Source organism: Amycolatopsis sp. NBC_00438, from assembly GCF_036026695.1.
GTDB lineage: Bacteria > Actinomycetota > Actinomycetes > Mycobacteriales > Pseudonocardiaceae > Amycolatopsis.
Map to the genome: position 1 here is coordinate 4,974,144 of NZ_CP107923.1, position 21,446 is coordinate 4,995,589.

The following is a 21,446-nucleotide window of genomic DNA, read 5'->3' on the forward strand; positions in this document are numbered from 1 at the left end:
GGCCTGCTATTGGCCGTTTTCCTGCGGGTCGGCGAGCACTTCGGCGACACGTTCGACCGCTTGGCGCAAAGCGGCTTGCTCCGGTCCGTGCCGTAAGAGATCGCGAGACGACGCGGGCAGCACTCCGTGCAGTCCCGGACCGAAAAGAGCACGCAAATCGGCCACAGTGGCGCCCTGGGCCCCGAAACCGGGCGCCAGCACGGGTCCGTTCAGCCGCGAAAGATCGAGTTCCCCCGGCGAAACGGTCGCGCCGACGACGACACCCACATCGCCGAACGGCCCCACTCCGTCGTTGAACGCCGCCGCGGAATCGACGATTCCCTGCGCCACGGTGCGTCCGTCGGGCAGCAGCGCGTTCTGCACGGCCGCCGCTTCGGGGTTCGAGGTCCGCGCAAGCACGAAGACGCCGCGTCCCGCGGACACCGCCGTCTCCGCGCATTGGGCCAAAGAGCCGAACCCGAGGTACGGCGAAACGGTGATCGCGTCCGCCGCGATGGCCGCGCCGTCGGCCACGTACGCGGCCGTGTAGGCGGCCATCGTGGAGCCGATGTCGCCGCGCTTGACGTCCAGCAGCACCAGCGCGCCGGCTTCGCGCGCGGTTTCCACCACCCGTTCCAGCACCCGGACACCCGCGGCGCCGAAACTTTCGAAGAACGCCGACTGCGGCTTCACGATCGCCGTGTGCGCCGCCAGGACCTCCGTGGCCGACAGCGCGAACCGTTCCAGGCCCGAGGCGTCCACCGGGAGCCCCCAGGCCTCGATGAGGCTCGGGTGCGGGTCGATCCCGGCGCACAACGGGCCCCGGGCGGCGACGGCCTTCGCCAGCCGCGCCCCGAACCGCTCGGGCGCGCTCACGACTTCGCCTTCAGCGCCGCCTGCAGCTCCTGCAGGGACTTGACGCCGATGTCGCCCCGGATCAGCGCCTCGATGCCGTGCACGGCCGCCGCGGCGCCCTGCACGGTCGTCACGCACGGGATGTCGCGTGACACCGCGGCGGTGCGGATCTCGTAGCCGTCGATCCGCGGGCCACTGTTGCCGTAGGGCGTGTTGATCACCATCTCGACGCCGCCCGCGAGGATGAGGTCGACGATGTTCGGCTCGGTCTCGCTGGAGCCCTCGTAGTGCTTGCGCACCACGGTGCAGCCGACTCCGTTGCGCCGCAGCACTTCCGCGGTCCCGGACGTCGCGAGGATCTCGAACCCGAGGTCCGCCAGGCGCTTCACCGGGAACACCAGCGAGCGCTTGTCGCGGTTGGCGACCGAGACGAACACGCGCCCGGACGTCGGCAGCGAACCGTAGGCCGCGCTCTGCGACTTGGCGAACGCCTTGCCGAAGGAGACGTCGACGCCCATCACCTCGCCGGTGGACTTCATCTCCGGGCCCAGCAGCGAGTCGACGCCGTGGCCTTCGGGCGTGCGGAAGCGGTGGAAGGGCAGCACGGCCTCCTTCACCGCGACCGGCGAGTCGGCCGGCATCCGCCCGCCGTCACCCTCGGCCGGGAGCACGCCGCTGCCGCGCAGGTCCTTGATCGTCGAGCCGGTCATGATCAGCGCGGCGGCCTTGGCCAGCGGCACCGCCGTGGCCTTCGACACGAACGGCACCGTCCGCGACGCGCGCGGGTTGGCCTCCAGGACGTAGAGGACGTCGTCCTTGAGCGCGTACTGGACGTTCAGCAGCCCGCGGACGCCGACACCGCGCGCGATCGCCTCGGTGGAGCGGCGGACGGCCTCGAGGTCGGTGTGGCCGAGCGTGATCGGCGGCAGCGCGCAGGAGGAGTCGCCGGAGTGGATCCCGGCCTCCTCGATGTGCTCCATGACGCCGCCGAGGTAGAGCTCCTCGCCGTCGAACAGCGCGTCGACGTCGATCTCGATGGCGTCGTCGAGGAACCGGTCCACGAGCACCGGGTGCTCGGGGTTGATCTCGGTGGCGCGGCTGATGTAGCCGGAGAGGGTCTGCTCGTCGTAGACGATCTCCATGCCGCGCCCGCCGAGCACGTACGACGGCCGCACCAGCACCGGGTAGCCGATCTCGTCGGCGATCCGCTTCGCGCCTTCGAAGGACGTCGCGGTGCCGTAACGCGGCGCGGGCAGCCCGGCCTCGCTGAGCACCTCGCCGAACGCGCCGCGGTCCTCGGCCAGGTGGATCGCCTCCGGCGGCGTCCCGACCACCGGCACCCCGGCGTCCGCGAGCCGCTTGGCCAGGCCGAGCGGGGTCTGGCCGCCGAGCTGGACGATGACGCCCGCGACGGTGCCGGACGCCTGCTCGGCGTGCACCACCTCGAGGACGTCCTCGAACGACAGCGGCTCGAAGTACAGCCGGTCCGAGGTGTCGTAGTCGGTGGACACGGTTTCCGGGTTGCAGTTGACCATGACGGCCTCGAACCCGGCCTCCCGCAACGCGATCGCCGCGTGGACGCAGGAGTAGTCGAACTCGATGCCCTGGCCGATCCGGTTCGGGCCGGAGCCGAGGATGAGCACCTTCGGCTTTTCGTTCTGCGGCGCGACTTCGGTCTGCGCGTCGGGGTCGGACTCGTAGGCCGAGTAGTGGTACGGCGTGTTCGCCGCGAACTCGGCCGCGCAGGTGTCGACGGTCTTGAACACCGGCCGCACGCCGAGCCGGTGGCGCAGCGCGCGGACGCCGTCCTCGCCGGCCAGTTCCGGGCGCAGCGCGGCGATCTGGCGGTCGGCCAGGCCGGTGCGCTTGGCGCGGCGCAGCAGGTCGCCGTCCAGCACGGGCGCGTCGCGGACTTCGGCGCCCACTTCGCCGATGAGTGCGATCTGGTCGATGAACCACGGGTCGATGCCGGAGGCCTCGTGCACCTGCGCGACGGTGCCGCCCAGGCGCAGCGCGCGTTCCACTTCGTAGAGCCGGCCTTCGTGCGGCGTGCGCAGAGCGTCCAAAGTGGACTCCAGCGTGACGCCCTCGGGGTCGGGCAGCGTCCAGAACCCGGTGGCCTTGGTCTCGATCGACCGCATCGCCTTGCCGAGCGCCTCGGGGAAGCTGCGGCCGAACGACATCGCCTCGCCGACGCTCTTCATCGTCGTGGTCAGCGTCGGGTCGGCGCCCGGGAACTTCTCGAAGGCGAACCGCGGGATCTTGACGACGACGTAGTCCAGCGTGGGCTCGAACGCCGCCGGGGTCGCCTTGGTGATGTCGTTGGTGATCTCGTCGAGCGTGTAGCCGATGGCGAGCTTCGCGGCGATCTTGGCGATCGGGAAGCCGGTCGCCTTCGACGCCAGCGCGGAACTGCGCGACACCCGCGGGTTCATCTCGATGACGACCATCCGGCCGTCCTCCGGGTTGATCGCGAACTGGATGTTGCAGCCGCCGGTGTCGACGCCGACCGCGCGCAGCACGTCGATGCCGACGTCGCGCATCACCTGGTACTCGCGGTCGGTGAGGGTCATGGTCGGCGCGACGGTGACCGAGTCGCCGGTGTGCACGCCCATCGCGTCGACGTTTTCGATCGAGCAGACGACCACGACGTTGTCGCTGCGGTCGCGCATCAGCTCGAGCTCGTACTCCTTCCAGCCGAGCACGCTCTCCTCGATGAGCACCTCGGTGACCGGCGACTCGTCGAGGCCGGTGGAGGCGAGCCGTTCCAGGTCCTCGGGCGTGTGCGCCATGCCGGACCCGAGCCCGCCCATGGTAAACGACGGCCGGATGACGACCGGCAGGCCGAGCTCTTTTACCGTGTCCCGGACCTCGTCCATGGTGTTGCAGACGCGGCTTCGCGGAGTCTCGGCACCGACCTCGGCGACGATGTTCTTGAACTTCTGCCGGTCTTCACCGCGCTGGATCGCGTCGATGTCGGCCCCGATCAGCTCGACGCCGTACTTGGCCAGCACCCCGCGCTCGTGCAGCGCGACGGCGCAGTTGAGCGCCGTCTGCCCACCGAGGGTCGCGAGGATCGCGTCCGGCCGTTCGACGGCGATGACCTTCTCGACGAAGTCCGGCGTCACCGGCTCGATGTAGGTCGCGTCGGCGAACTCGGGGTCGGTCATGATGGTGGCCGGGTTCGAGTTCACCAGGGACACGCGCAGGCCTTCGCTGCGCAGCACCCGGCAGGCCTGGGTACCGGAGTAGTCGAACTCCGCGGCCTGCCCGATCACGATCGGCCCGGAGCCGATCACCAGCACGTGCTGGATGTCCGTCCTCTTCGGCATCAGTTTCCTTCTTTCACCAGGCGCCGCAGACCGTCGCGGAAGACCTGAAAGCTCTTGGATCGGTTGTTCTCGATGTCCATGTGGGGCGCGATGGCCTCAGCCGCCGCCACTTTCGGCAAGCGGTCCCGGAGATATCCCTTGGACCGCAGGAGGTCCTCCAGCGCGCGCGACGCCTTGCCGGTGCCGTCGGGATCGCGATAGCGCGCTCGTTTGTCCAGATCCTTCGGAACCTTGTCATATGCCGCGCACAAGGCCGGGACATCCCCGAGAAACCAGGACTCCAGCTCGTCGATCACCACGCGGTGCAGGACGAACTCGGACGGAAGTCCCGCTTCCTCACTCACCCCGACCAGGTGGCGCTTGAGTTCCCGGCAGTCCTGGGCGTCCCGGTCGATGACCACGACGACCCGAAGCGCTTCCCACGAGATCCGGGCCGCGAAACCTCGCAGAATTCCCGGCAGCCGCTTCAGCAGATCCTGCTTGCCCTGGAAGCGCCGGACGGCGAAGGACACGTCCTCACCGACGATCTTCGGAACCAGCGTCTTCAACGCTGCTTCCGCCGAAGGCTCCTCCACCAGGATCTCGACGTGGATCACCGGGGCCGCCCGGGCCGGTCGAGGGGATCACCGAGGCCGAAGAACCCCTCGGTCCAGAGACTCCCCAGCAGGCCCCCGCTGTCGACCATGGCCATCAACTGAGGGATGTCCGCCGCTCGCCGGGCCCGGGCGAAGCCGGATTCGTCACGGAAAAGCATCCAGACCTCATCGGGCCGCAGAGCGTCGACGAACTCGGGAGCGTGAGTGGCAACCATGACCTGGCCGGCGGCTTCCATACCTCGCATATCCTCGGCGAGCCGATAGTGCAGTCTCGGATGAACCTGCTTCTCCGGCTCCTCGACCAGCAGCACTGAGGCATCGCTCTGGAGCGCGACCAGATAGCCGAGCAGTTGCAGCGTTCCGTCGGAGATGTTCTCCGGGGCGATGAGCTCGTCCGAACCCTGCTCGCGCAGGAGGACGGTCCAAGCTCCGTCGCCCTGCCGCAGGGGCGCGATGTCATCGAAGCCCGGCACATACCTCCGCAGCGAAGCCTGGATGCCCTCCCACTCGCGGGGGGACCCGTCGCGGAGGTGCCGGACGACGGCGCCGAGGTTCTGGCCATCCGGCTTCAGCCTGGATGTTTTGTCGTCTTTCGCGCCTTTGCGCATCGAGTCGAGACTCAGATCCGAGAGGTCAATTCCGGTCATGAATCGGTGGAACCTACGGATTTCAGCGTCTGTGGCGAGCTGGCTGACCACACCCACGCCGAGTAGGTCGGAGCCGGACAGCTCAATTAGTTCCCACGCGCTGGCACGGGCGACTCCGCCCGCTCCGCGCCGGAAGTGCAGGAGGTCGTAAGGAGCCTCGGCACCCTCTGGCTGCCAAGTCAGCTTCTCTTCGGCCACCACCGGCACGTCATCGTCGTGCTCGATGACGAGCCGGTACCTGCCCACCGCGTCCTCGATGCGGCAGGTCAGTTCGATCTCGACGGGACCGGCCGCGCCATGAGTGACAATATCGGCCGCACCCCCGCGCTCCTCCCACACTGTGCGGAGCCCACCGCGAAGTGAGTCGGCGAGAAAGTCCAGCGCGTCGAAGACCGTGGATTTGCCGCTGCCGTTCGGCCCCAGCAGCGCCGTCACCGGCGTCAGGCCGTCCAGCTCGATGTCCCGGAGCACCCGGTAGTTCCGGATCCGGAGCCGCTCGATGCCGGTCGTCAGCGTCACGACCGCTTCTCCATGAGCGTCACGAAATCGTCGAACAGGGGCGCGGCGTCGTGCGGGCCGGCCGCCGCCTCGGGGTGGTACTGCACCGAAAACGCCGGCACGTCGAACGCCCGCAGGCCCTCGACCGCGCCGTCGTTCGCGCAGTAGTGGCTGACCTGAGCCGCGCCGAAGGGCGACTCGAAGCGCTGCCCGGGCTCGCCTTCGAGGGCGAAGCCGTGGTTCTGCGCGGTGATCGCGACGCGCTTGGTCACGACGTCGATCACCGGGATGTTGATGCCGCGGTGGCCGTAGCGCATCTTGTACGTGCTCAGGCCGAGAGCGCGGCCCAGGACCTGGTTGCCGAAGCAGATGCCGAACAGCGGGATCTCGCGGCCGAGGACCTGCTTGGTCAGCTCGGTGGCGTGCACCGTGGTGGCCGGGTCGCCCGGGCCGTTGGAGAGGAACACACCGTCCGGCTCGATCGCCAGGACCTCCTCCAGCGACGCGGAAGAGGGCAGCACGTGCACCTCGATGCCCCGCTTGACCATCTGCCGCGGGGTGTTGGACTTGATGCCCAGGTCCAGCGCGACCACGCGGAAGCGCGCCTCACCGGCAGGCGAGACGACGTACGGCTTCGGCGTCGAGACCTGGCCGGCCAGGTCGGCGCCCGCCATCTGCGGGCTGGCGAGGACCTCGGCGACCATCTCGTCGACCGTGCCCAGCGCGTCACCGGAGAAGACGCCGGCGCGCATCGCGCCGAGCTCGCGCAGGTGCCGCGTCAGCGAGCGGGTGTCGACCTCGGCGATGCCGACGATCCCCTGGTTCACCAGCTCGTCGTCCAGGGTGCGCTTCGAGCGCCAGTTGGACGGCGTGCGCGCGGGGTCGCGCACCACGTAGCCGTTGACCCAGATCCTCGACGACTCGTCGTCCTCGTCGTTCCAGCCGGTGTTGCCGATCTGCGGCGCGGTCTGCACCACGATCTGCCCGTGGTAGGACGGGTCGGTCAGCGTCTCCTGGTAGCCGGTCATGCCGGTGCAGAAGACCGCCTCGCCGAGGCTCCGCCCCCGCGCGCCGTACGCCGCGCCGCGGAACACCCGGCCGTCTTCGAGCACCAGTGCGGCTTGAGCGCGCGCGTTCACTGGGCACCTCCCTTGATCTTCAGCTGTTCGATCCAGTGTGGATAGTCGTCGAGCTCGTCGCCGCGGAAGCCGGTGTCGAGCTCGGTCTCGCCGGCGCGCCAGGTGAGCACCAGCAGGGCGTCGGTGCCCATCACCTTCCCGGCGATCTTCGAGTCCTGCCGGACCCCGGTGACGGCGTCGCGCGGGATCCAGAAATCGGGGGCGCCGCCGCGTTCGACCGCGACGCCGCTTTCGTACAGGCGCCAGACCGCGCCGGAGCGCAGGCCGGCGCCGCGGGTGACGACCCGGTTCTGCCACTCCCCCGCGATCGTCGTCGCGATGTAGACGCCGGTGGACTCGAGCAGGACCTCGCCCGGGTCACCGGGGATCCGCTCGAACGGCGGCACCCGCACGCTCTGCGAGCGCGCCTTGCGGCGCCAGCCGAGGTACATGCCCCACAGGCAGAGCAGGAAGAAGGCGACGATCGCCAGCACCAGCCACAGGCGTTCCATCAGCAGATCTTCCCGTCCCGGGCGGTGATCCGCCCGCGCAGCAGCGTCGCGGTCACCACGCCGGGCAGCCGCATTCCCTCGTACGGGGTGTTCGCCGCGATGCTGGCCAGCTCGGCACCCCGGACCGTCCACTCGGCGTCCGGGTCGACCAGGGCCAGGTTCGCCGGCTCGCCCACCGCGATCGGCCGGCCGTGGTCGGCCAGGTTCCCGATCTCGGCCGGGCGCTCGCTCAGCACGCGGGCGACGCCGCGCCAGTCGAGCAGCCCGGTGCGGACCATCGTCTCGGCCACGATGGACAGGGCCGTCTGCAGCCCGAGCATGCCCGGCCGCGCGGCCGCCCACTCGGTGTCCTTGTCCTGCACCGCGTGCGGGGCGTGGTCGGTGGCGACGCAGTCGATGACGCCCTCCGCCAGTGCGGCCCGCAGCTTCTCGGTGTCGGATGGGGTCCGCAGCGGCGGGTTCACCTTGTTGACCGGGTCGTAGGTCGCCAGGCGCTCGTCGGTGAGCAGCAGGTGGTGCGGCGTGACCTCGGCCGACACCTTGGTGCCGCGGTCCTTGGCCCAGCGCAGCACGTCCGCGGTGCCCGAAGTGGACACGTGGCAGACGTGCAGCCGGGCGTTCGCGTGCAGCGCGAGCAGGCAGTCGCGCGCCACGATGGACTCCTCCGCCGCGGCGGGCCAGCCGGTGTAGCCGAGCCGGGCCGCCTGTTCGCCCTCGTGCGCCTGGGCGCCGACGGTCAGCCGCGGTTCCTCGGCGTGCTGCGCGATGACGACGTCCAGCGCGGTCGAGTACTCCAGCGCGCGGCGCATCAGCAGCGGGTCGGCGACGCAGAGGCCGTCGTCGGAGAACACCTTGACCCGCGCCTGCGACGCGGCCATCGTGCCGAGTTCGGCGAGGCGTCCGCCCTTGAGCCCGACGGTAACGGCGCCGACCGGGTGGACATCGACCAGGCCGACCTCCTGCCCGCGCCGCCACACGTGCTCGACGATGACGGCGTTGTCGGCGACCGGATCGGTGTTGGCCATGGCGAACACGGCGGTGTAGCCGCCGAGCGCCGCCGCGGCCGAGCCGGAGTCGATCGTCTCGGTGTCTTCGCGGCCGGGCTCGCGCAGGTGGGTGTGGAGGTCGACGAAGCCCGGCAGCAGAACCTGGCCCGCCGCTTCGATGATTTCGGCGTCTTCGGGGACGTCCACCGCGCCGATGGCGGTGATCACGCCGTCCTCCACCAGGACGTCGACGGGATCACCCTCGCCGTAAGGGCGGGCGCCCTTGATCAGGGTGCTCACGCGCGCACCTCGCTGACGCTCGGCGCCTGCTGAGCACAAAGCGCTGTGCCGAATGGTTCGCTCGCAGGCTCGCTCACGCGGCGGCTCCTTCACTGGCCAAGAGGTGGTAGAGGACCGCCATCCGGACGTGCACGCCGTTGCGGACCTGTTCGGTGATGGCCGAGGCCGGGGAGTCGGCGACCGCGCTCGCGATCTCCATCCCGCGCAGCATCGGGCCGGGGTGCAGCACGACCGCGTGGTCGGGCAGCAGCTTCTGGCGCCGTTCCGAGAGGCCGTAGGCGATCGAATACTCGCGCGCGGAAGGGAAAAACCCGCCGTGCATGCGTTCCGCCTGGACCCGCAGCATCATCACCGCGTCGACCGCGGGCAGCTCGGCGTCCAGGTCGTGGGAAACGGTCACCGGCAGGCTTTCCACTCCGTAAGGCAGCAACGTCGGCGGCGCGACGAGCACCACTTCCGCGCCCAGGGCCGAAAGCAGGTGCAGGTTCGAGCGGGCGACGCGGCTGTGCAGGACGTCACCGACGATCGCGATGCGACGGTCCTTCAAGGACCCGAGCCGCTCCCGCAGCGTCGCCGCGTCGAGCAACGCCTGGGTCGGGTGCTCGTGGGTGCCGTCGCCGGCGTTGACCACCGACGTGCCCGGCTCGGCGAGCCAGCCCGCGAGCCGCTGGGCGGCGCCGCTGGCGGGGTGCCGGACGATCACGCAGTCGGCGCCCGCGGCGGCCAGCGTCAGCGCGGTGTCCCGCAGGGATTCCCCCTTGTTGACCGAGGAGCTGGACGCCGAGACGTTGATCACGTCGGCGCTCATCCACTTCCCGGCGATCTCGAACGACACCCGGGTGCGCGTCGAGTTCTCGTAGAACAGGGTGATCACCGTGCGGCCGCGCAGCGTCGGCAGCTTCTTGACCTCGCGGCCGAGCAGGGTGTGCTTGAGCTCGTCGGCGGTGTCCAGCACGGCGGTGGCCACTGCCGGGTCGAGCCCGTCGGTGGCGAGCAGGTGCTTCACGAATCTTCTCCAGGGACGTCTTCGGTCGCGCGGAGCAGCACGGAATCGCGGCCGTCGATCTCCGCCAGCAGCACGGATACGCCTTCGGTGCGAGCGGTCGGCACGTTCTTGCCCACGTAGTCGGCGCGGATCGGCAGCTCACGGTGACCTCGGTCGACGAGCACCGCCAGCTGCACCGAGCGGGGGCGGCCATGATCACGGAGGGCATCGAGCGCGGCCCGGATCGTGCGCCCGGAGAACAGGACGTCGTCGACCAGGATCACCACCCGGTCGTCGATCCCGTCCGGCGGCAGCTGCGTCTGTTCGAGCGCGCGGGGCGGGCGGCGGCGCAGATCGTCCCGGTAGAGGGTGACGTCGAGAGCGCCGGTCGGCGGGCGGACGCCGGAGAACTCGCCGATCTTGCCGGCGAGGCGGGCCGCGAGGGGCGTGCCGCGGGTGGGGATCCCCAGCAACACGGGCGGGGTAGTGCTCTCCGCACCGTTCGCGGTCTTTTCGATGACCTGATGGGCCATTCGGGCGATCGTGCGCGCGACGTCGCCGGCCGTCAGGAGCTCGCGCTCCCCGGCCGAACCAGCCGCGTCACGAGGACGTGACGACACTGCGGACTCCTTCCCCGCCTCACCGGACGGGTCCTTAAAGGACGTCTGTTCCCCTGCTGGTCGGGGCTTTCGCACCGACAGTAGCAGGCACTTTGGTCAGTCTTACGGGTGGTGTGGCGTGATTCGCGACAAGCTGCTGCTTGACCTGGTGACAACAATGCGTAACCATTACTCTGAGTATTCGACTCTCAGAGTCCCCTGGACCGGTCACCCCGACCGGGAGGGGGTGAAGAACGGAGAACGACCAGATGGGCGATTACGCCAAGGCGCTCGGGGCCAAGCTCCGCGGGATCCGCCAGCAGCAGGGCCTGTCCCTGCACGGGGTCGAGCAGAAGTCCGGTGGGCGCTGGAAGGCCGTCGTGGTCGGCTCGTACGAGCGTGGCGACCGTGCCGTCACCGTGCAGAAGCTGGCCGAGCTGGCCGACTTCTACGGCGTGCCGGTGGTCGAGCTGCTGCCCGAGGGCCGAGTCCCCTCCGGTGCCGAGCCCGCCACCAAGATCGTGATCAACCTGGAGCGCCTGCAGCAGCTGCCGGCGGAGAAGGTGGGGCCGCTGGCCCGCTACGCCGCGACCATCCAGAGCCAGCGCGGCGACTACAACGGCAAGGTGCTCTCGATCCGGACCGAGGACCTGCGGTCGCTGGCGATCATCTACGACATGACGCCGGGCGAACTGACCGAGCAGCTCATCGACTGGGGCGTGCTCCCGCCGGAGGCCCGTCCGGCCAAGGAGGACTGATCACAGGTGTGCTGCGCCGACGCAGTGAGCGTTCCCGGTGGGGCACCGGAGACGCTCACTGACAAGTCGTCGGGGGGCTCGCAGCACAGAGGCGGACGCGCCGCCGGGATGATCGCTACAGCACGGCGCGCAGGCGGTCGGCGATCGTGCCGATCCGGCCCAGCACGCCGTTGACGAACCGCGGCGAGTCGTCCGTGGACAGTTCCTTCGCCAGGCCGACGGCCTCGTCGATCGCGACCGGGTCCGGCACGTCCTGCGCCCACAGCAGCTCGTAGACCCCGACCCGCAGCACCGCGAGGTCGACCTTCGGCATCCGCTCCAGGGTCCAGCCCTGCGCGTGCTCGGCCAGCAGCTCGTCGATCTGCCCGCGGCGCGTGGTGACGCCCTCGACCAGGCTGATCGTGTAGTCCCCGATCGGGTCGACCTCGGTCGCGCCGACGCGGTCGGCCAGCAGCGTCACCGGATCGGTGTCGCGCTGCGCGGCCTCGTACAACATCTCCACGGCACGGCGGCGCGCTTGCCTGCGGCTGATCGCGCCGCCGCGGTTCGGGTGGGGCTTCGACGTCGGCATCAGCTGGAGACGCGGCCCAGGTAACGGCCGTCGCGGGTGTCGACCTTGATCTTCTCGCCGGTGGACAGGAACAGCGGGACCTGGATCTCCGCGCCGGTCTCCAGTGTCGCCGGCTTGGTGCCGCCGGTGGAGCGGTCGCCCTGCAGGCCCGGGTCGGTGTGCTGCACGAGCAGCTCCACCGAGGTCGGGAGCTCGATGTAGAGCGGCACGCCCTCGTGCACCGCGACCTGCACCTCGGTGTTCTCCAGCAGGTAGTTCGCGTTGTCGCCGACGGTCTCGGCCAGCACGGTGATCTGGTCGTAGGTGTCGGCGTCCATGAACACGAAGTCCTGGGCGTCCTTGTACAGGTAGGTCATGTTCCGGCGGTCCACCGTGGCCGTCTCGACCTTCGTGCCCGCGTTGAACGTCTTGTCGACCACCTTGCCGGTGAGCACGTGCTTGAGCGTCGTGCGCACGAAGGCACCGCCCTTGCCCGGCTTCACGTGCTGGAACGCGGTGACGGTCCACAGCTGGCCCTCGAGGTTGAGGACGAGCCCGTTCTTCAGGTCGTTGGTCGTGGCCACGAGCTTGCAGTCTCCTGTGTCGATCTTCGGGTCGATCTTCGGTTCGGGGCCGCCGTCAGACGACCACGAGGTTCTTGGTGCTCAGGGTGAGGAGTTCGGGTTCCCCAGCCCGCACGACGAGCGTGTCCTCGATGCGCACGCCACCGCGCCCCGCGAGGTAGACGCCGGGCTCGACGGTGACCGCCATACCGGCGGACAGTGTACCGACGCCCGTCGCGGCGAGGCTGGGCGCCTCGTGGATCTGCAGGCCGACGCCGTGGCCGAGGCCGTGCGCGAAGTGCTCGCCGTGGCCCGCCCCCGCGATCACCTTCCGCGCCGCGGCGTCCACTTCGGACACCTCGGCGCCCGGCGCGACGGCCCGGGTGCCCGCCGCCTGCGCGGTGCGCACGAGGTCGTACACCTCCCGCTGCCAGTCCGCGGGCTCGCCGAGGACGAAGGTGCGCGTCATGTCCGAGTGGTAGCCGTCGACGGTGGCGCCGAAGTCCAGCTTGAGGAAGTCGCCGCGCTTCAGCTCGGCGTGCGTGGGCCGGTGGTGCGGGATGGCCGAGTGCGCGCCGGTGGCCACGATCGAGGCGAAGCTCGGCCCGGCCGAGCCGTGCTCCAGCATCCGGTTCTCCAGGTCACGGGCCACTTCCAGCTCGGTCCGCCCGGGCCGCAGGCCGCCGGTGGCCACCAGGTCGTCGAGCGCCCGGTCGGCCGCGGCGCACGCCTGCCGCAGCGCCTCGACCTCGGCGTCGTCCTTCACCAGCCGCAGCTTCTCGACCAGCCCGGGGGCCCGGACGAGTTCCGCCTGCTTCCGGAAGGCTTCGTACTCCTCGACGCTCACGTGCTGGCTCTCGAAACCGACCTTCCAGTCCTTCGCGACGCCCTTGACGAGCGCGGCGGCGCTCGCCCGGTCGACGACCGTCTCCAGGTCGGGCACCTCGGCGGCGGCCTGCGTGGTGTAGCGGCCGTCGGTGCAGAACAGGGTCTTCCCGTCCCCGTCCGCGTGCAGCAGCACGGCGGCGTTCGAGCCGGTGAAGCCGGTCAGGTAGCGGATGTTCAGCAGGTCGGTGACCAGCAGCGCGTCGAGGCCCGCGTCGGTGAGCGAGTCCCGCAGCGCCGCGCGGCGGCGTCCATGGGTTTCAGGCACTTCCCCACCCTAGTGGGGGCGGGGTGGGACCTTCGTCGGTTCCGGCGCCGGCCGCTAAGCGACTCGCCAGTAGGCGGCCTAGAATCCGCAGGATGAGTGCCTGGGTGTTGCGCGGACTCGAGATGGCGGTGCTGCACGGCGCGGCCATCACCCTCCTCGCCAAGTACGCGGTCTACCACCCCACCGACCAGACGCTGGTCATCTCGGTGGCGCTCGCCGTACTGGTCGGAGCCGCCGCGCTGTGGAGCGCGCTGGACGCCTGGCGCGGCCTGCCCGAGCGCGGCAAGGTCTGGTTCATCGCGGCCCTGATCGCCGGCCCGGTCGCCGGGATCCTGTACGTCATCGGACGCGCGGTGTTCGTCGACCAGACGGGCGTCTCGGAACTGGGCGGCGCGCTCACGGGCGGCGCGGCGTTCTCGGCGCTGCTGGTGCTGATCCCGGCGGGCCTGGGGTTGTTCGTGGGCGGCCGCATCGGCGGTCGCGAGCAGCCCGGTGACGCCGACGCCGACTCGGTCGAGTCCGGCGCCGCGGGCTCCCGCCGTGTCCGGACGGACCCCGTCGGCGCTCGATCCGGCCGCCGCCCGCGGCCCGGCCGTGCGCAGCCCGAATCCGCCGAACCCGCCGAAACCCCGACCCCTCGGCCCCGGCCGGGTCGTCCTCGGCCCGGTTCCGCCGAGCCCGCCGACGCTCCGTCCGGCGCGGCAGAGTCCGCCGGCGCTCCGTCCGGCGCGGCAAAGTCCGCGAGCGCCCAGGCCGGCGCCGTTCGGGCCGGCGCTGCCGAATCCGCCGGTCCTCAGGCCGGGCGGCCTCGGCCCGGCCGGGCTCGGCTCGGCCGTCCGCAGTCCGGCAGTGCTCCGGGCGGGCGTGTTCAGCCGCCTAGTGAGGGGCCCGGCGCGTAGCCGCCCTTCGGCTGTCGTGCCGCTGGGCAGTCACGAGCCCGTACTTCCTCAAGCAGCGCCCAAACGCCCCAATGTGGCGTTGGGTGCGTCCAGTGCACCCAACGTGGCATTGAGGCGCTGGCCGGGCGTGTTCAGTCACCGAGCGACGGTCCGCACGTAGCCGTCCCACCGCACGGCCATGACTCTGAGCGGTGATGAGCGGCGCGTTCACCCACCGGGCGAGAGCCAGGCGAATAGCTATTCCGGTGGACGGTCGTGACCGTATGCGGTCGTGAGCCGGCGCTCAGGCCGGGCGTGTTCAGCCGCCGAGTGAGGGGCCCGGCGCGTAGCCGTCCCACTGGCCGGTCGTGACCGTATGCGGTCGTGAGCCGGCGCTCGGGCCGGGCGTGTTCAGCCGCCGAGTGAGGGGCCCGGCGCGTAGCCGTCCCACTGGCCGGTCGTGACCGTGTGCGGTGGTGAGCCGTTGTTCAAGGCCACGCCGCCGTCCGGGATTCGCCACAGGCGGTGGTCGTCGAGCACCAGCGCGAACCCGCGGCCCGGCGTCTGCACCGCGTCCACGCCCGGCTTCAGCCGCGCCGAGACCGGCAGGACCGCCACCGCGGGCGGCGCCTTGTCCAGCAGCTCGCCGGCCAGGGACAGCGCCACCACCCGCCGGTCGACCCGCACCCGTTTCCCGGCCCGGACCAGGTCCATCGTCCGTTCCGGGGAGGGCATCGTGACGCCGTCGAAGGTGGCCGCCACCCGGCCGGGGTTGCCGCAGGCCTGGCTGCCGAGCAGGTCGAGCCCGAAGTGCCGCAGGCCGGTCGGCGCGGCCGCGCCGCCGATCGCGGTGGCGCGCACGACGTCGAACGGCACCCGGTCGCACGGGTCGGCCGTCGACAGCGGTGCGTGGCCGTCGGCGCGGCGCACCAGGCCCGGCCCTTCCTTCCACGGCCCGGCGATCACGGCCGGCCGGAACGGGTGCTCGGCGAAGTCGGCCGTCCAGTAGGTGAGCGTGGTCCCGTCGTCGGTCTCGTGCGCGATGACCCACGCGTCGAGCGCGCCGACCCACATCAGGTCCGCGCTGAAACCGTCGACCACCGAGCGTGTGCGCGGCGTGGCGGTCGACGCCACCGGCACGAACCCCCCGACGTCGAGCGCCTGCACCCCGGTCGCGAACGCCGGGTCGTGCGAGCGGAGCACGAACTGCCCGGCGCCGTTCCAGCCCGCCGCGCGGCCGGTGGTGTCGGTGAACATCAGGTAGAACCAGCCGTCGAGGTAGACGGCCGAGGGCTGGCCGGCGCCGTAGACGTTGGCGCGGTGCACGTCGTGCGACGGCCCGAGGATCGGTTTCCCGCCGGCCGCGCGGGTCCAGTGGACGCCGTCGGGGCTGGTCGCGAGCCCGACGGCGTTGCCGAGCGCGTGGTCGCCCGCCGCGCCGGTGTAGTACAGGTAGTACGTCGAGCCGACGCGCAGCACCGACGGGTCGCAGGTGTGCGTGCCGTCGAAGTTCCCGGGAGCGCCGGAGAAGACGGCGGCCGGGATCCCGCCGCCGGGCCCGGTGAACGGGCCGTCCATGGACTGCGCCTGGGCGTAGAGGATGTCGTCCCCGGGCGGGCCGGCGCCGCCGTACTGGCTGCACCACCACATCCGGGTCTGCCCGCGGTCGAGCATCACGGTCGGCCCGTAGTTGTAGACGGCGTCCGCGCCCCCGGCGGCGATCACACCGCCACTCTGTCGTGGGTCACCCGAAGCGAGCTTGACATCGGTGGGCCGGGACGGCGCGGTGGTCTGGCCCCCAGCGATGGCGGGTTTGTCCCCGGCGGCTTGAGGCTGGGCGTAACCCTCGGTACAGCCCGCGAGCAGGAGCCCGGCCAGCACGCCGGCGAGGAGGGCACGAGCGGGTCGCCGACCCCCACGACGAAACGGGCTCACGACGCCGAAGTGTAGCGAGACCCACCCCACACGGGTGAGGACGCTCCCCTTCGAGGGTCCCCCGATCGCGATCGGTTGACGCTTGACCCGCGCCTGTCACAAGGCTTTGGCCAGCGGTTTTCGATCACCGGTTCGCGGCCGGTCCCCTGAACCGCCCCGGTCACGACGCCTGAACGGCGGTCCCGGCCACTGACCGTCGACCGCCGACACCCGGCCGGGCCGACTCACGACACTCGGGCGGCGACGCTCGGCGGACGATCGTCGACTGGCACGTCCCGGCAAGCAGACCTGGCTCAGCCGACCCGGCCCTCGACTGGCGACCGTCACGTCCCGCAGGAACACCTCGCGCGGCCAATCACGACGCTCGGTCAACGGCCTCAGCCTGCGATCGTCGACTGTCATGTTCGCCGCAAGGAGACCTCCCTCGACCGACTCACGACGCCTGGCCAGCGGACCCGGCCAGCGACCATCGCCAGTCACGTTCCCAGCAAGAACACCTCGCGCGGCCGACTCACGACGGCCGGCCGGTGGCCCCAGCAGGTGATCATCGGCAGTCACGTTCCCGGCCGGAACACCTGACCCCCGCCGAGTCACGACGCTCGGCCAGCGGCCCTCGAACGTGACCTGAGCTGCCCGAGCCGACGCATCGGCAGCGAGTTGTCCCCTGTCGCGCGACCCTCACCGGTGCCGGGCCGGGGTCATTTCCCCTTGGCCGGCGGGCCTTCGATCGCGACCAGCTCGACCTCGAAACCGGCGTCGTTCTCCAGGTACGCCGCGTAGTGGGTGTCGCCGCCGGCGTGCGGGTAGCGGTCCGCGAACAGCGGGCGCCAGCCGTACTCGGCCGAGCGGGTGGCCAGGTCGTCGACTTGCCGGCGGGTGTCCACGTGCAGGGCCAGGTGGTTCAGGCCGGGGCGGGTGCGCTCGTGCTCCGGCGCGCTCATCGCCGGCGAGGCCTCGACCACCAGGTACGTGGCGCCGAGCCGCCAGCTGACCCCGGCGGGCCAGCGCTGGAACTCGCGCCAGCCGAGTTCGCCCAGCAGCCAGCCCCAGCTCCGCTCGGCCGCGGCGAGGTCCGGCACCCACAGTTCGATGTGGTGCGGCCGCCCGTGCGTGGCGGGCAACGCCACCAGTACGCGGTGGAGGTCGCCGTAGTGGACGCCGCTGCCGACGTCCAGGAAACCCAGGCGCCCGGCCACTTTCCGGCTCGCCGCGTTGTTCTCGTGCACCAGCGCCCAGACCGCCGGCAGGCCGAGGCCGTCGAGGCCGTGGTCCAGCACCGCGCGGGCGGCCTCGGACGCGAGGCCCTGCCCGGCGTGTGCGCCGGTGACGTAGTAGCCCAGTTCCGGCACCCCGCCCGGCAGTTCGGACGACGGGCGCAGGTGCGCGACGCCGATCACCTCGCCGTCGCGCTCGATGACCCAGTGGCCCTGGCCGGCCGGGCCGTCGTAGGCCAGCCTGCGGTCCACCATCCCGCTCGCCGCGGCCGGGTCGGAGAAGTCCGCGGCGAAGTAGCGGCTCATCTCCGGGTCGGAGAACACCTTCACGACGCTCTCGCGGTCTTCCTCGACCAGCGGCCGCAGCGTCAGCCGCGGCGTGGTCAGCGTCGGCAGGCTCATGCCGGGTGCGCGGCGAGCCAGCGCAACGCCAGCGGGTAACCGTCGACGCCGAGGCCCGCGATCACCGCTGTCGCGATGTCCGACAGGACGCTGTGGTGCCGGAACTCCTCGCGCTTGTGGACGTTCGAGATGTGCAGCTCGATCAGCGGCGCGGACAGCTGCGCCGCGGCGTCGCGGACCGCGATCGAGTAGTGCGTCCAGGCGCCGGCGTTGAGGACCACCGGATTGCCGCCGTCGGCGGCTTCGTGCAGCCAGCCGACCAACTCGCCTTCGTGGTCGGTCTGCCGGACCTCGACCTCGATCCCGAGCTCCTCACCGGCTTTCACGCACAGCGCGGCGAGGTCGTCGTGGGTGGTCGAGCCGTAGACCGACGGCTCGCGCTTGCCGAGCCGCCCGAGGTTGGGGCCGTTGAACACGAACGCCTTCACAGCAAGACACTCCCGCCGCTCTTCGGGGCATCCGCGGCGATCGCCGAGTAGGCCGCCGCCAGCAGCGACGGGTCCGGGCCTTCGAGCCGGCCGGGTTTGCCGAGGCCGTCGAGGACGACGAACCGCAGCACGCCGGAGCGGGTTTTCTTGTCGCCCTTCATGGTTTCCAGCAACTGCGACAAGGCGTCGGCGTCGTAGGTCGTCGGCAGGCCGAGCAGCTTCAGGACGGCCGCGTGCCGCTCCGCCGTCGCGTCGTCGAGGCGCCCGGCCAGCCGCGCCAGCTCGGCGGCGAACACCAGGCCGACGCTCACCGCGGCGCCGTGGCGCCACCGGTACCGCTCGCGGCGCTCGATCGCGTGACCGAGGGTGTGGCCGTAGTTGAGGATCTCGCGCAGGTCGGACTCGCGCAGGTCGGCGGCCACGACGTCGGCCTTGACCTGGATGGACCGGCGGACCAGCTCGGCCAGTACGTCCCCGGCCGCGTCGAGGGCCGCCGCCGGGTCGGCCTCGATCAGCTCGAGGATCCGCGGGTCGGCAATGAAGCCGGTCTTGACGACCTCGGCCATCCCGGCGACCAGCTCGTTCGGCGGCAGCGTCTCCAGCGTCGCCAGGTCGACGAACACCGCGCTCGGCTCGTGGAACACCCCGACGAGGTTCTTGCCCGCCTCAGTGTTGATGCCGGTCTTGCCGCCGACGGCGGCGTCGACCATGCCCAGCAGCGTGGTCGGCACGTTGACCAGCCGGACGCCGCGCATCCAGGTGCCCGCGACGAACCCGGCGAGGTCGGTGACCGCGCCGCCGCCGAGACCGACGACGACGCCGCGCCGGTCCAGCCCCATCCGGCCGAGCACCTCCCAGCAGAAGCTCGCGACGGTCAGCGCCTTGCCGTCCTCGGCGTCCGGGATCTCGACGCGGTGCGCGTCGAGGCCGGCCGCCACCAGCTCCTCGCGGATGGCCTCGGCGGTGGTGGTCAGCGTCGGGGGGTGGATGAGCGCGATCTTGGACGCGTCGGCCAGCTGCGCGGTGAGCTCGCCGAGCAGGCCGCGCCCGATGACGACGTCGTAGGGGCGGGCGGTGGCGACGGTGATGCGCACCGGTTCGGACACGGGTGACTCACTCCTTGGCTTCGGCGGGGACGACGAGCCCCGCGCTGAGGTCCGCGACGATCTCGGCGGGGGTGCGGTCGTCGGTGACGACCTCGACGGTGGCGACCTCGCGGTAGACCGGCACGCGCTCGTCGAGCAGTTTCTTGAACGTGGCGCGGGGGTTCACCCCGGCCAGCAGCGGCCGCGCGCTCGACAGCCCGGTGCGCTGCACCCCGGCGGCGAGGCCGACGTTGAGGAACACGACGGTGTGCGCGGCCAGCCGGGCGCGGGTGGCCGGGGTGAGCGGCGCGCCGCCGCCGAGCGAGAGCACTCCGTCGTGCTCCGCGAGCGCGGTGGCGACCGCTTCCTCTTCCAGCGCACGGAAAGCGGGCTCGCCGTCTTCGGCGAAGATGTCGGAGATGCTGCGCCCGGTGCGGGCGACGATGTCGGCGTCGCTGTCCCGGAAGACGAGGCCGAGCGCCTCCGCCAGCAGCGGCCCGACGGTGCTCTTGCCCGAGCCCGGCGGGCCGACGATGATCGCGCGCGGACTCACCAGCGCTCCTCGAGGGCCTTCAGGTACGCCTCGGCGTTGCGCTTGCTCTCGATCAGGGAGTCGCCGCCGAACTTCTCCAGCGCGGCGTCGGCGAGGATCAGCGCCACCACGGACTCCAGCACGACCCCGGCGCGCGGCACCGCGCAGACGTCGGACCGCTGGTGGATGGCGACGGCGGCCTCGCCCGTCCGGACGTCCACTGTGGACAGTGCCTTGGGGACGGTCGAGATCGGCTTCATCGCGACGCGCACGCGCAGCGGTTCGCCGTTGGTGATGCCGCCTTCCAGACCGCCCGCGCGGTTGGACCGGCGGGTGACGCCGACCGGGCCGGAGCCGCGGTCGATCTCGTCGTGCGCCTGGCTGCCCCAGCGGCGGGCGGTGGTGAAGCCGTCGCCGACCTCGACGCCCTTCATCGCCTGGACGCCCATCAGCGCGCCGGCCAGCCGCGCGTCGAGCCGGCGGTCCCAGTGGACGTGCGAGCCGAGGCCCGGCGGCAACCCGTAGGCGATGACCTCGATCACGCCGCCGACGGTGTCGCCCGCCTTCCGCACGGCGTCGACCTCGGCGACCATCGCGTCGGTGCCTTCCTTGCTGAAGGCGCGCACCGGGCTCTCGTCGATGGCGGGCAGGTCCGCAGCGACCGGCAGCGGCCCCTCGGGCGCGTCCGCGGCGCCGATGGACACGACGTGGCTGAGGATCTCGACGCCCAGCAGCTGCCGCAGGTAGTTCCGCGCGACGGTGCCCAGCGCGGTCCGCGACGCGGTCTCGCGCGCGCTCGCCCGCTCGAGGACCGGGCGCGCCTCGTCGAAGCCGTACTTCTGCATGCCCGGCAGGTCCGCGTGGCCCGGCCGGGGGCGGGTGAGCGGCTCGTTGCGGGCGAGGCCTTCGAGGATCTCCGGGTCGACCGGGTCGGCCGCCATCACCTGTTCCCACTTGGGCCACTCGGCGTTTTCGATCTGCACGGCGATCGGGCCGCCCTGGGTGAGCCCGTGGCGGACGCCGCCGAGGAAGGCGATGTGGTCGGTCTCGAAGCCCATCCGCGGGCTGCGCCCGAACCCGAGCCGGCGGCGGGCCAGCTGCCCGGTGACGTCGGCGGTGGTGACCTCCACCCCGGCGGGCATGCCTTCGAGCACGGCGGCCAGCGCGGGTCCGTGCGATTCACCTGCGGTGATCCAACGCAACATGTCCTCAATCCTGTCACGGGCGCCGAGGGGGCCGGAGAAGCGCCCCGGCCCGCTCGCGGAGACCGCAGGAAGGGACAAGCGCGCACAACCGGACGGCGGATGGCCGCTGCGCCGAAGGGTCGCCACGGCGGGCGCCTCCCGGCCGTAGGACGCCTCGACGACACGGGTGAAAGCCGGGTGCCGAGCAGCGCGGGGCGGACCATCGCGTGGGACCGGGCGGCACGCCCCCTCAAGACGCGAGCGGGAAGGCCGCGCACAACCAAGCCACGGCGTTGAGTGCGGAAACGCGCTCCTTCCTGCGGATAGCCGCCGCGGTGGGCGCCTTTGGTCGTGCGA

At 71.5% G+C, this 21,446-nt stretch carries 20 protein-coding genes; 2 read left to right on the forward strand and 18 right to left on the reverse strand.

Annotation, left to right across the window (positions count from 1 at the left end; translation table 11 throughout):
• Positions 1-6: 6 nt before the first annotated feature.
• From pyrF to pyrR, 9 genes are all read right to left on the reverse strand, one after another.
• Entirely contained in the window at positions 7-855 is an 849-nt protein-coding gene (gene pyrF / locus OG494_RS21760; protein ID WP_328458504.1) for an orotidine-5'-phosphate decarboxylase, read from the reverse strand.
• Positions 852-4,166 carry a carbamoyl-phosphate synthase large subunit gene (carB, locus tag OG494_RS21765; protein WP_328458505.1) on the reverse strand — a complete coding sequence of 1,105 codons (3,315 nt, stop codon included), beginning with the start codon at positions 4,164-4,166 and terminating at the stop codon, positions 852-854. Before carB ends, pyrF begins: the two co-directional genes overlap by 4 nt.
• Positions 4,166-4,762, reverse strand: coding sequence for a DUF4276 family protein (locus OG494_RS21770; protein WP_328458506.1), 597 nt, complete (start codon positions 4,760-4,762; stop codon positions 4,166-4,168). The genes carB and OG494_RS21770 overlap by 1 nt, the downstream gene beginning before the upstream one ends.
• Entirely contained in the window at positions 4,759-5,928 is a 1,170-nt protein-coding gene (locus tag OG494_RS21775; RefSeq protein WP_328458507.1) for an AAA family ATPase, read from the reverse strand. Before OG494_RS21775 ends, OG494_RS21770 begins: the two co-directional genes overlap by 4 nt.
• Complete coding sequence (carA, locus tag OG494_RS21780; protein ID WP_328458508.1) at positions 5,925-7,046, reverse strand: glutamine-hydrolyzing carbamoyl-phosphate synthase small subunit; 1,122 nt, start codon at positions 7,044-7,046, stop codon at positions 5,925-5,927. The genes OG494_RS21775 and carA overlap by 4 nt, the downstream gene beginning before the upstream one ends.
• Positions 7,043-7,537, reverse strand: a complete 495-nt coding sequence (locus tag OG494_RS21785) for a PH-like domain-containing protein (protein WP_328458509.1) — start codon at positions 7,535-7,537, stop codon at positions 7,043-7,045. Before OG494_RS21785 ends, carA begins: the two co-directional genes overlap by 4 nt.
• Complete coding sequence (locus OG494_RS21790; RefSeq protein ID WP_328458510.1) at positions 7,537-8,823, reverse strand: dihydroorotase; 1,287 nt, start codon at positions 8,821-8,823, stop codon at positions 7,537-7,539. The genes OG494_RS21785 and OG494_RS21790 overlap by 1 nt, the downstream gene beginning before the upstream one ends.
• 73 nt (positions 8,824-8,896) lie before the next feature.
• Positions 8,897-9,829, reverse strand: a complete 933-nt coding sequence (locus tag OG494_RS21795) for an aspartate carbamoyltransferase catalytic subunit (protein WP_328458511.1) — start codon at positions 9,827-9,829, stop codon at positions 8,897-8,899.
• Positions 9,826-10,428: a bifunctional pyr operon transcriptional regulator/uracil phosphoribosyltransferase PyrR gene (gene pyrR, locus OG494_RS21800; RefSeq protein ID WP_328458512.1), complete on the reverse strand. Its 603-nt coding sequence runs from the start codon at positions 10,426-10,428 to the stop codon at positions 9,826-9,828. The genes OG494_RS21795 and pyrR overlap by 4 nt, the downstream gene beginning before the upstream one ends.
• Positions 10,429-10,676: 248 nt before the next feature.
• On the opposite strand from pyrR, the gene bldD reads away from it, so the two are divergent.
• Positions 10,677-11,165 carry a transcriptional regulator BldD gene (gene bldD, locus OG494_RS21805; protein WP_020422358.1) on the forward strand — a complete coding sequence of 163 codons (489 nt, stop codon included), beginning with the start codon at positions 10,677-10,679 and terminating at the stop codon, positions 11,163-11,165.
• Between the two features lie 115 nt (positions 11,166-11,280).
• Here the strand turns inward: bldD and nusB are convergent, their stop codons facing one another.
• Genes nusB through OG494_RS21820 form a run of 3 tightly spaced genes read right to left on the reverse strand, consistent with a single transcriptional unit; the run spans position 11,281 to position 13,431 of the window.
• The gene (nusB, locus tag OG494_RS21810; protein WP_328458513.1) at positions 11,281-11,736 is read right to left on the reverse strand and encodes a transcription antitermination factor NusB; all 456 of its coding nucleotides are present in this window, start codon (positions 11,734-11,736) and stop codon (positions 11,281-11,283) included.
• The gene (gene efp / locus OG494_RS21815) at positions 11,736-12,299 is read right to left on the reverse strand and encodes an elongation factor P (protein ID WP_328458514.1); all 564 of its coding nucleotides are present in this window, start codon (positions 12,297-12,299) and stop codon (positions 11,736-11,738) included. The genes nusB and efp overlap by 1 nt, the downstream gene beginning before the upstream one ends.
• Before the next feature lie 55 nt (positions 12,300-12,354).
• Positions 12,355-13,431 (reverse strand): M24 family metallopeptidase, encoded by a 1,077-nt coding sequence (locus OG494_RS21820; protein WP_328458515.1) that lies wholly within the window; start codon positions 13,429-13,431, stop codon positions 12,355-12,357.
• 92 nt (positions 13,432-13,523) lie between these two features.
• Here OG494_RS21820 and OG494_RS48415 point away from each other — a divergent pair, with 92 nt between their 5' ends.
• On the forward strand, positions 13,524-14,330 hold the full coding sequence (locus OG494_RS48415; RefSeq protein WP_442874449.1) for a B-4DMT family transporter: 807 nt from the start codon (positions 13,524-13,526) through the stop codon (positions 14,328-14,330).
• Between the two features lie 390 nt (positions 14,331-14,720).
• Here the strand turns inward: OG494_RS48415 and OG494_RS21830 are convergent, their stop codons facing one another.
• From OG494_RS21830 to aroC, 6 genes are all read right to left on the reverse strand, one after another.
• The gene (locus tag OG494_RS21830) at positions 14,721-16,244 is read right to left on the reverse strand and encodes a beta-xylosidase (RefSeq protein WP_328458516.1); all 1,524 of its coding nucleotides are present in this window, start codon (positions 16,242-16,244) and stop codon (positions 14,721-14,723) included.
• 698 nt (positions 16,245-16,942) lie between these two features.
• Positions 16,943-17,860 carry a GNAT family N-acetyltransferase gene (locus OG494_RS21835; protein ID WP_328458517.1) on the reverse strand — a complete coding sequence of 306 codons (918 nt, stop codon included), beginning with the start codon at positions 17,858-17,860 and terminating at the stop codon, positions 16,943-16,945.
• Positions 17,857-18,288: a type II 3-dehydroquinate dehydratase gene (gene aroQ / locus OG494_RS21840; protein WP_247049129.1), complete on the reverse strand. Its 432-nt coding sequence runs from the start codon at positions 18,286-18,288 to the stop codon at positions 17,857-17,859. The genes OG494_RS21835 and aroQ overlap by 4 nt, the downstream gene beginning before the upstream one ends.
• Complete coding sequence (gene aroB / locus OG494_RS21845) at positions 18,285-19,394, reverse strand: 3-dehydroquinate synthase (RefSeq protein WP_328458518.1); 1,110 nt, start codon at positions 19,392-19,394, stop codon at positions 18,285-18,287. Before aroB ends, aroQ begins: the two co-directional genes overlap by 4 nt.
• Positions 19,395-19,401: 7 nt before the next feature.
• The gene (locus tag OG494_RS21850; protein WP_328458519.1) at positions 19,402-19,926 is read right to left on the reverse strand and encodes a shikimate kinase; all 525 of its coding nucleotides are present in this window, start codon (positions 19,924-19,926) and stop codon (positions 19,402-19,404) included.
• Positions 19,923-21,110, reverse strand: a complete 1,188-nt coding sequence (aroC, locus tag OG494_RS21855) for a chorismate synthase (protein WP_328458520.1) — start codon at positions 21,108-21,110, stop codon at positions 19,923-19,925. Before aroC ends, OG494_RS21850 begins: the two co-directional genes overlap by 4 nt.
• Positions 21,111-21,446: the final 336 nt, after the last annotated feature.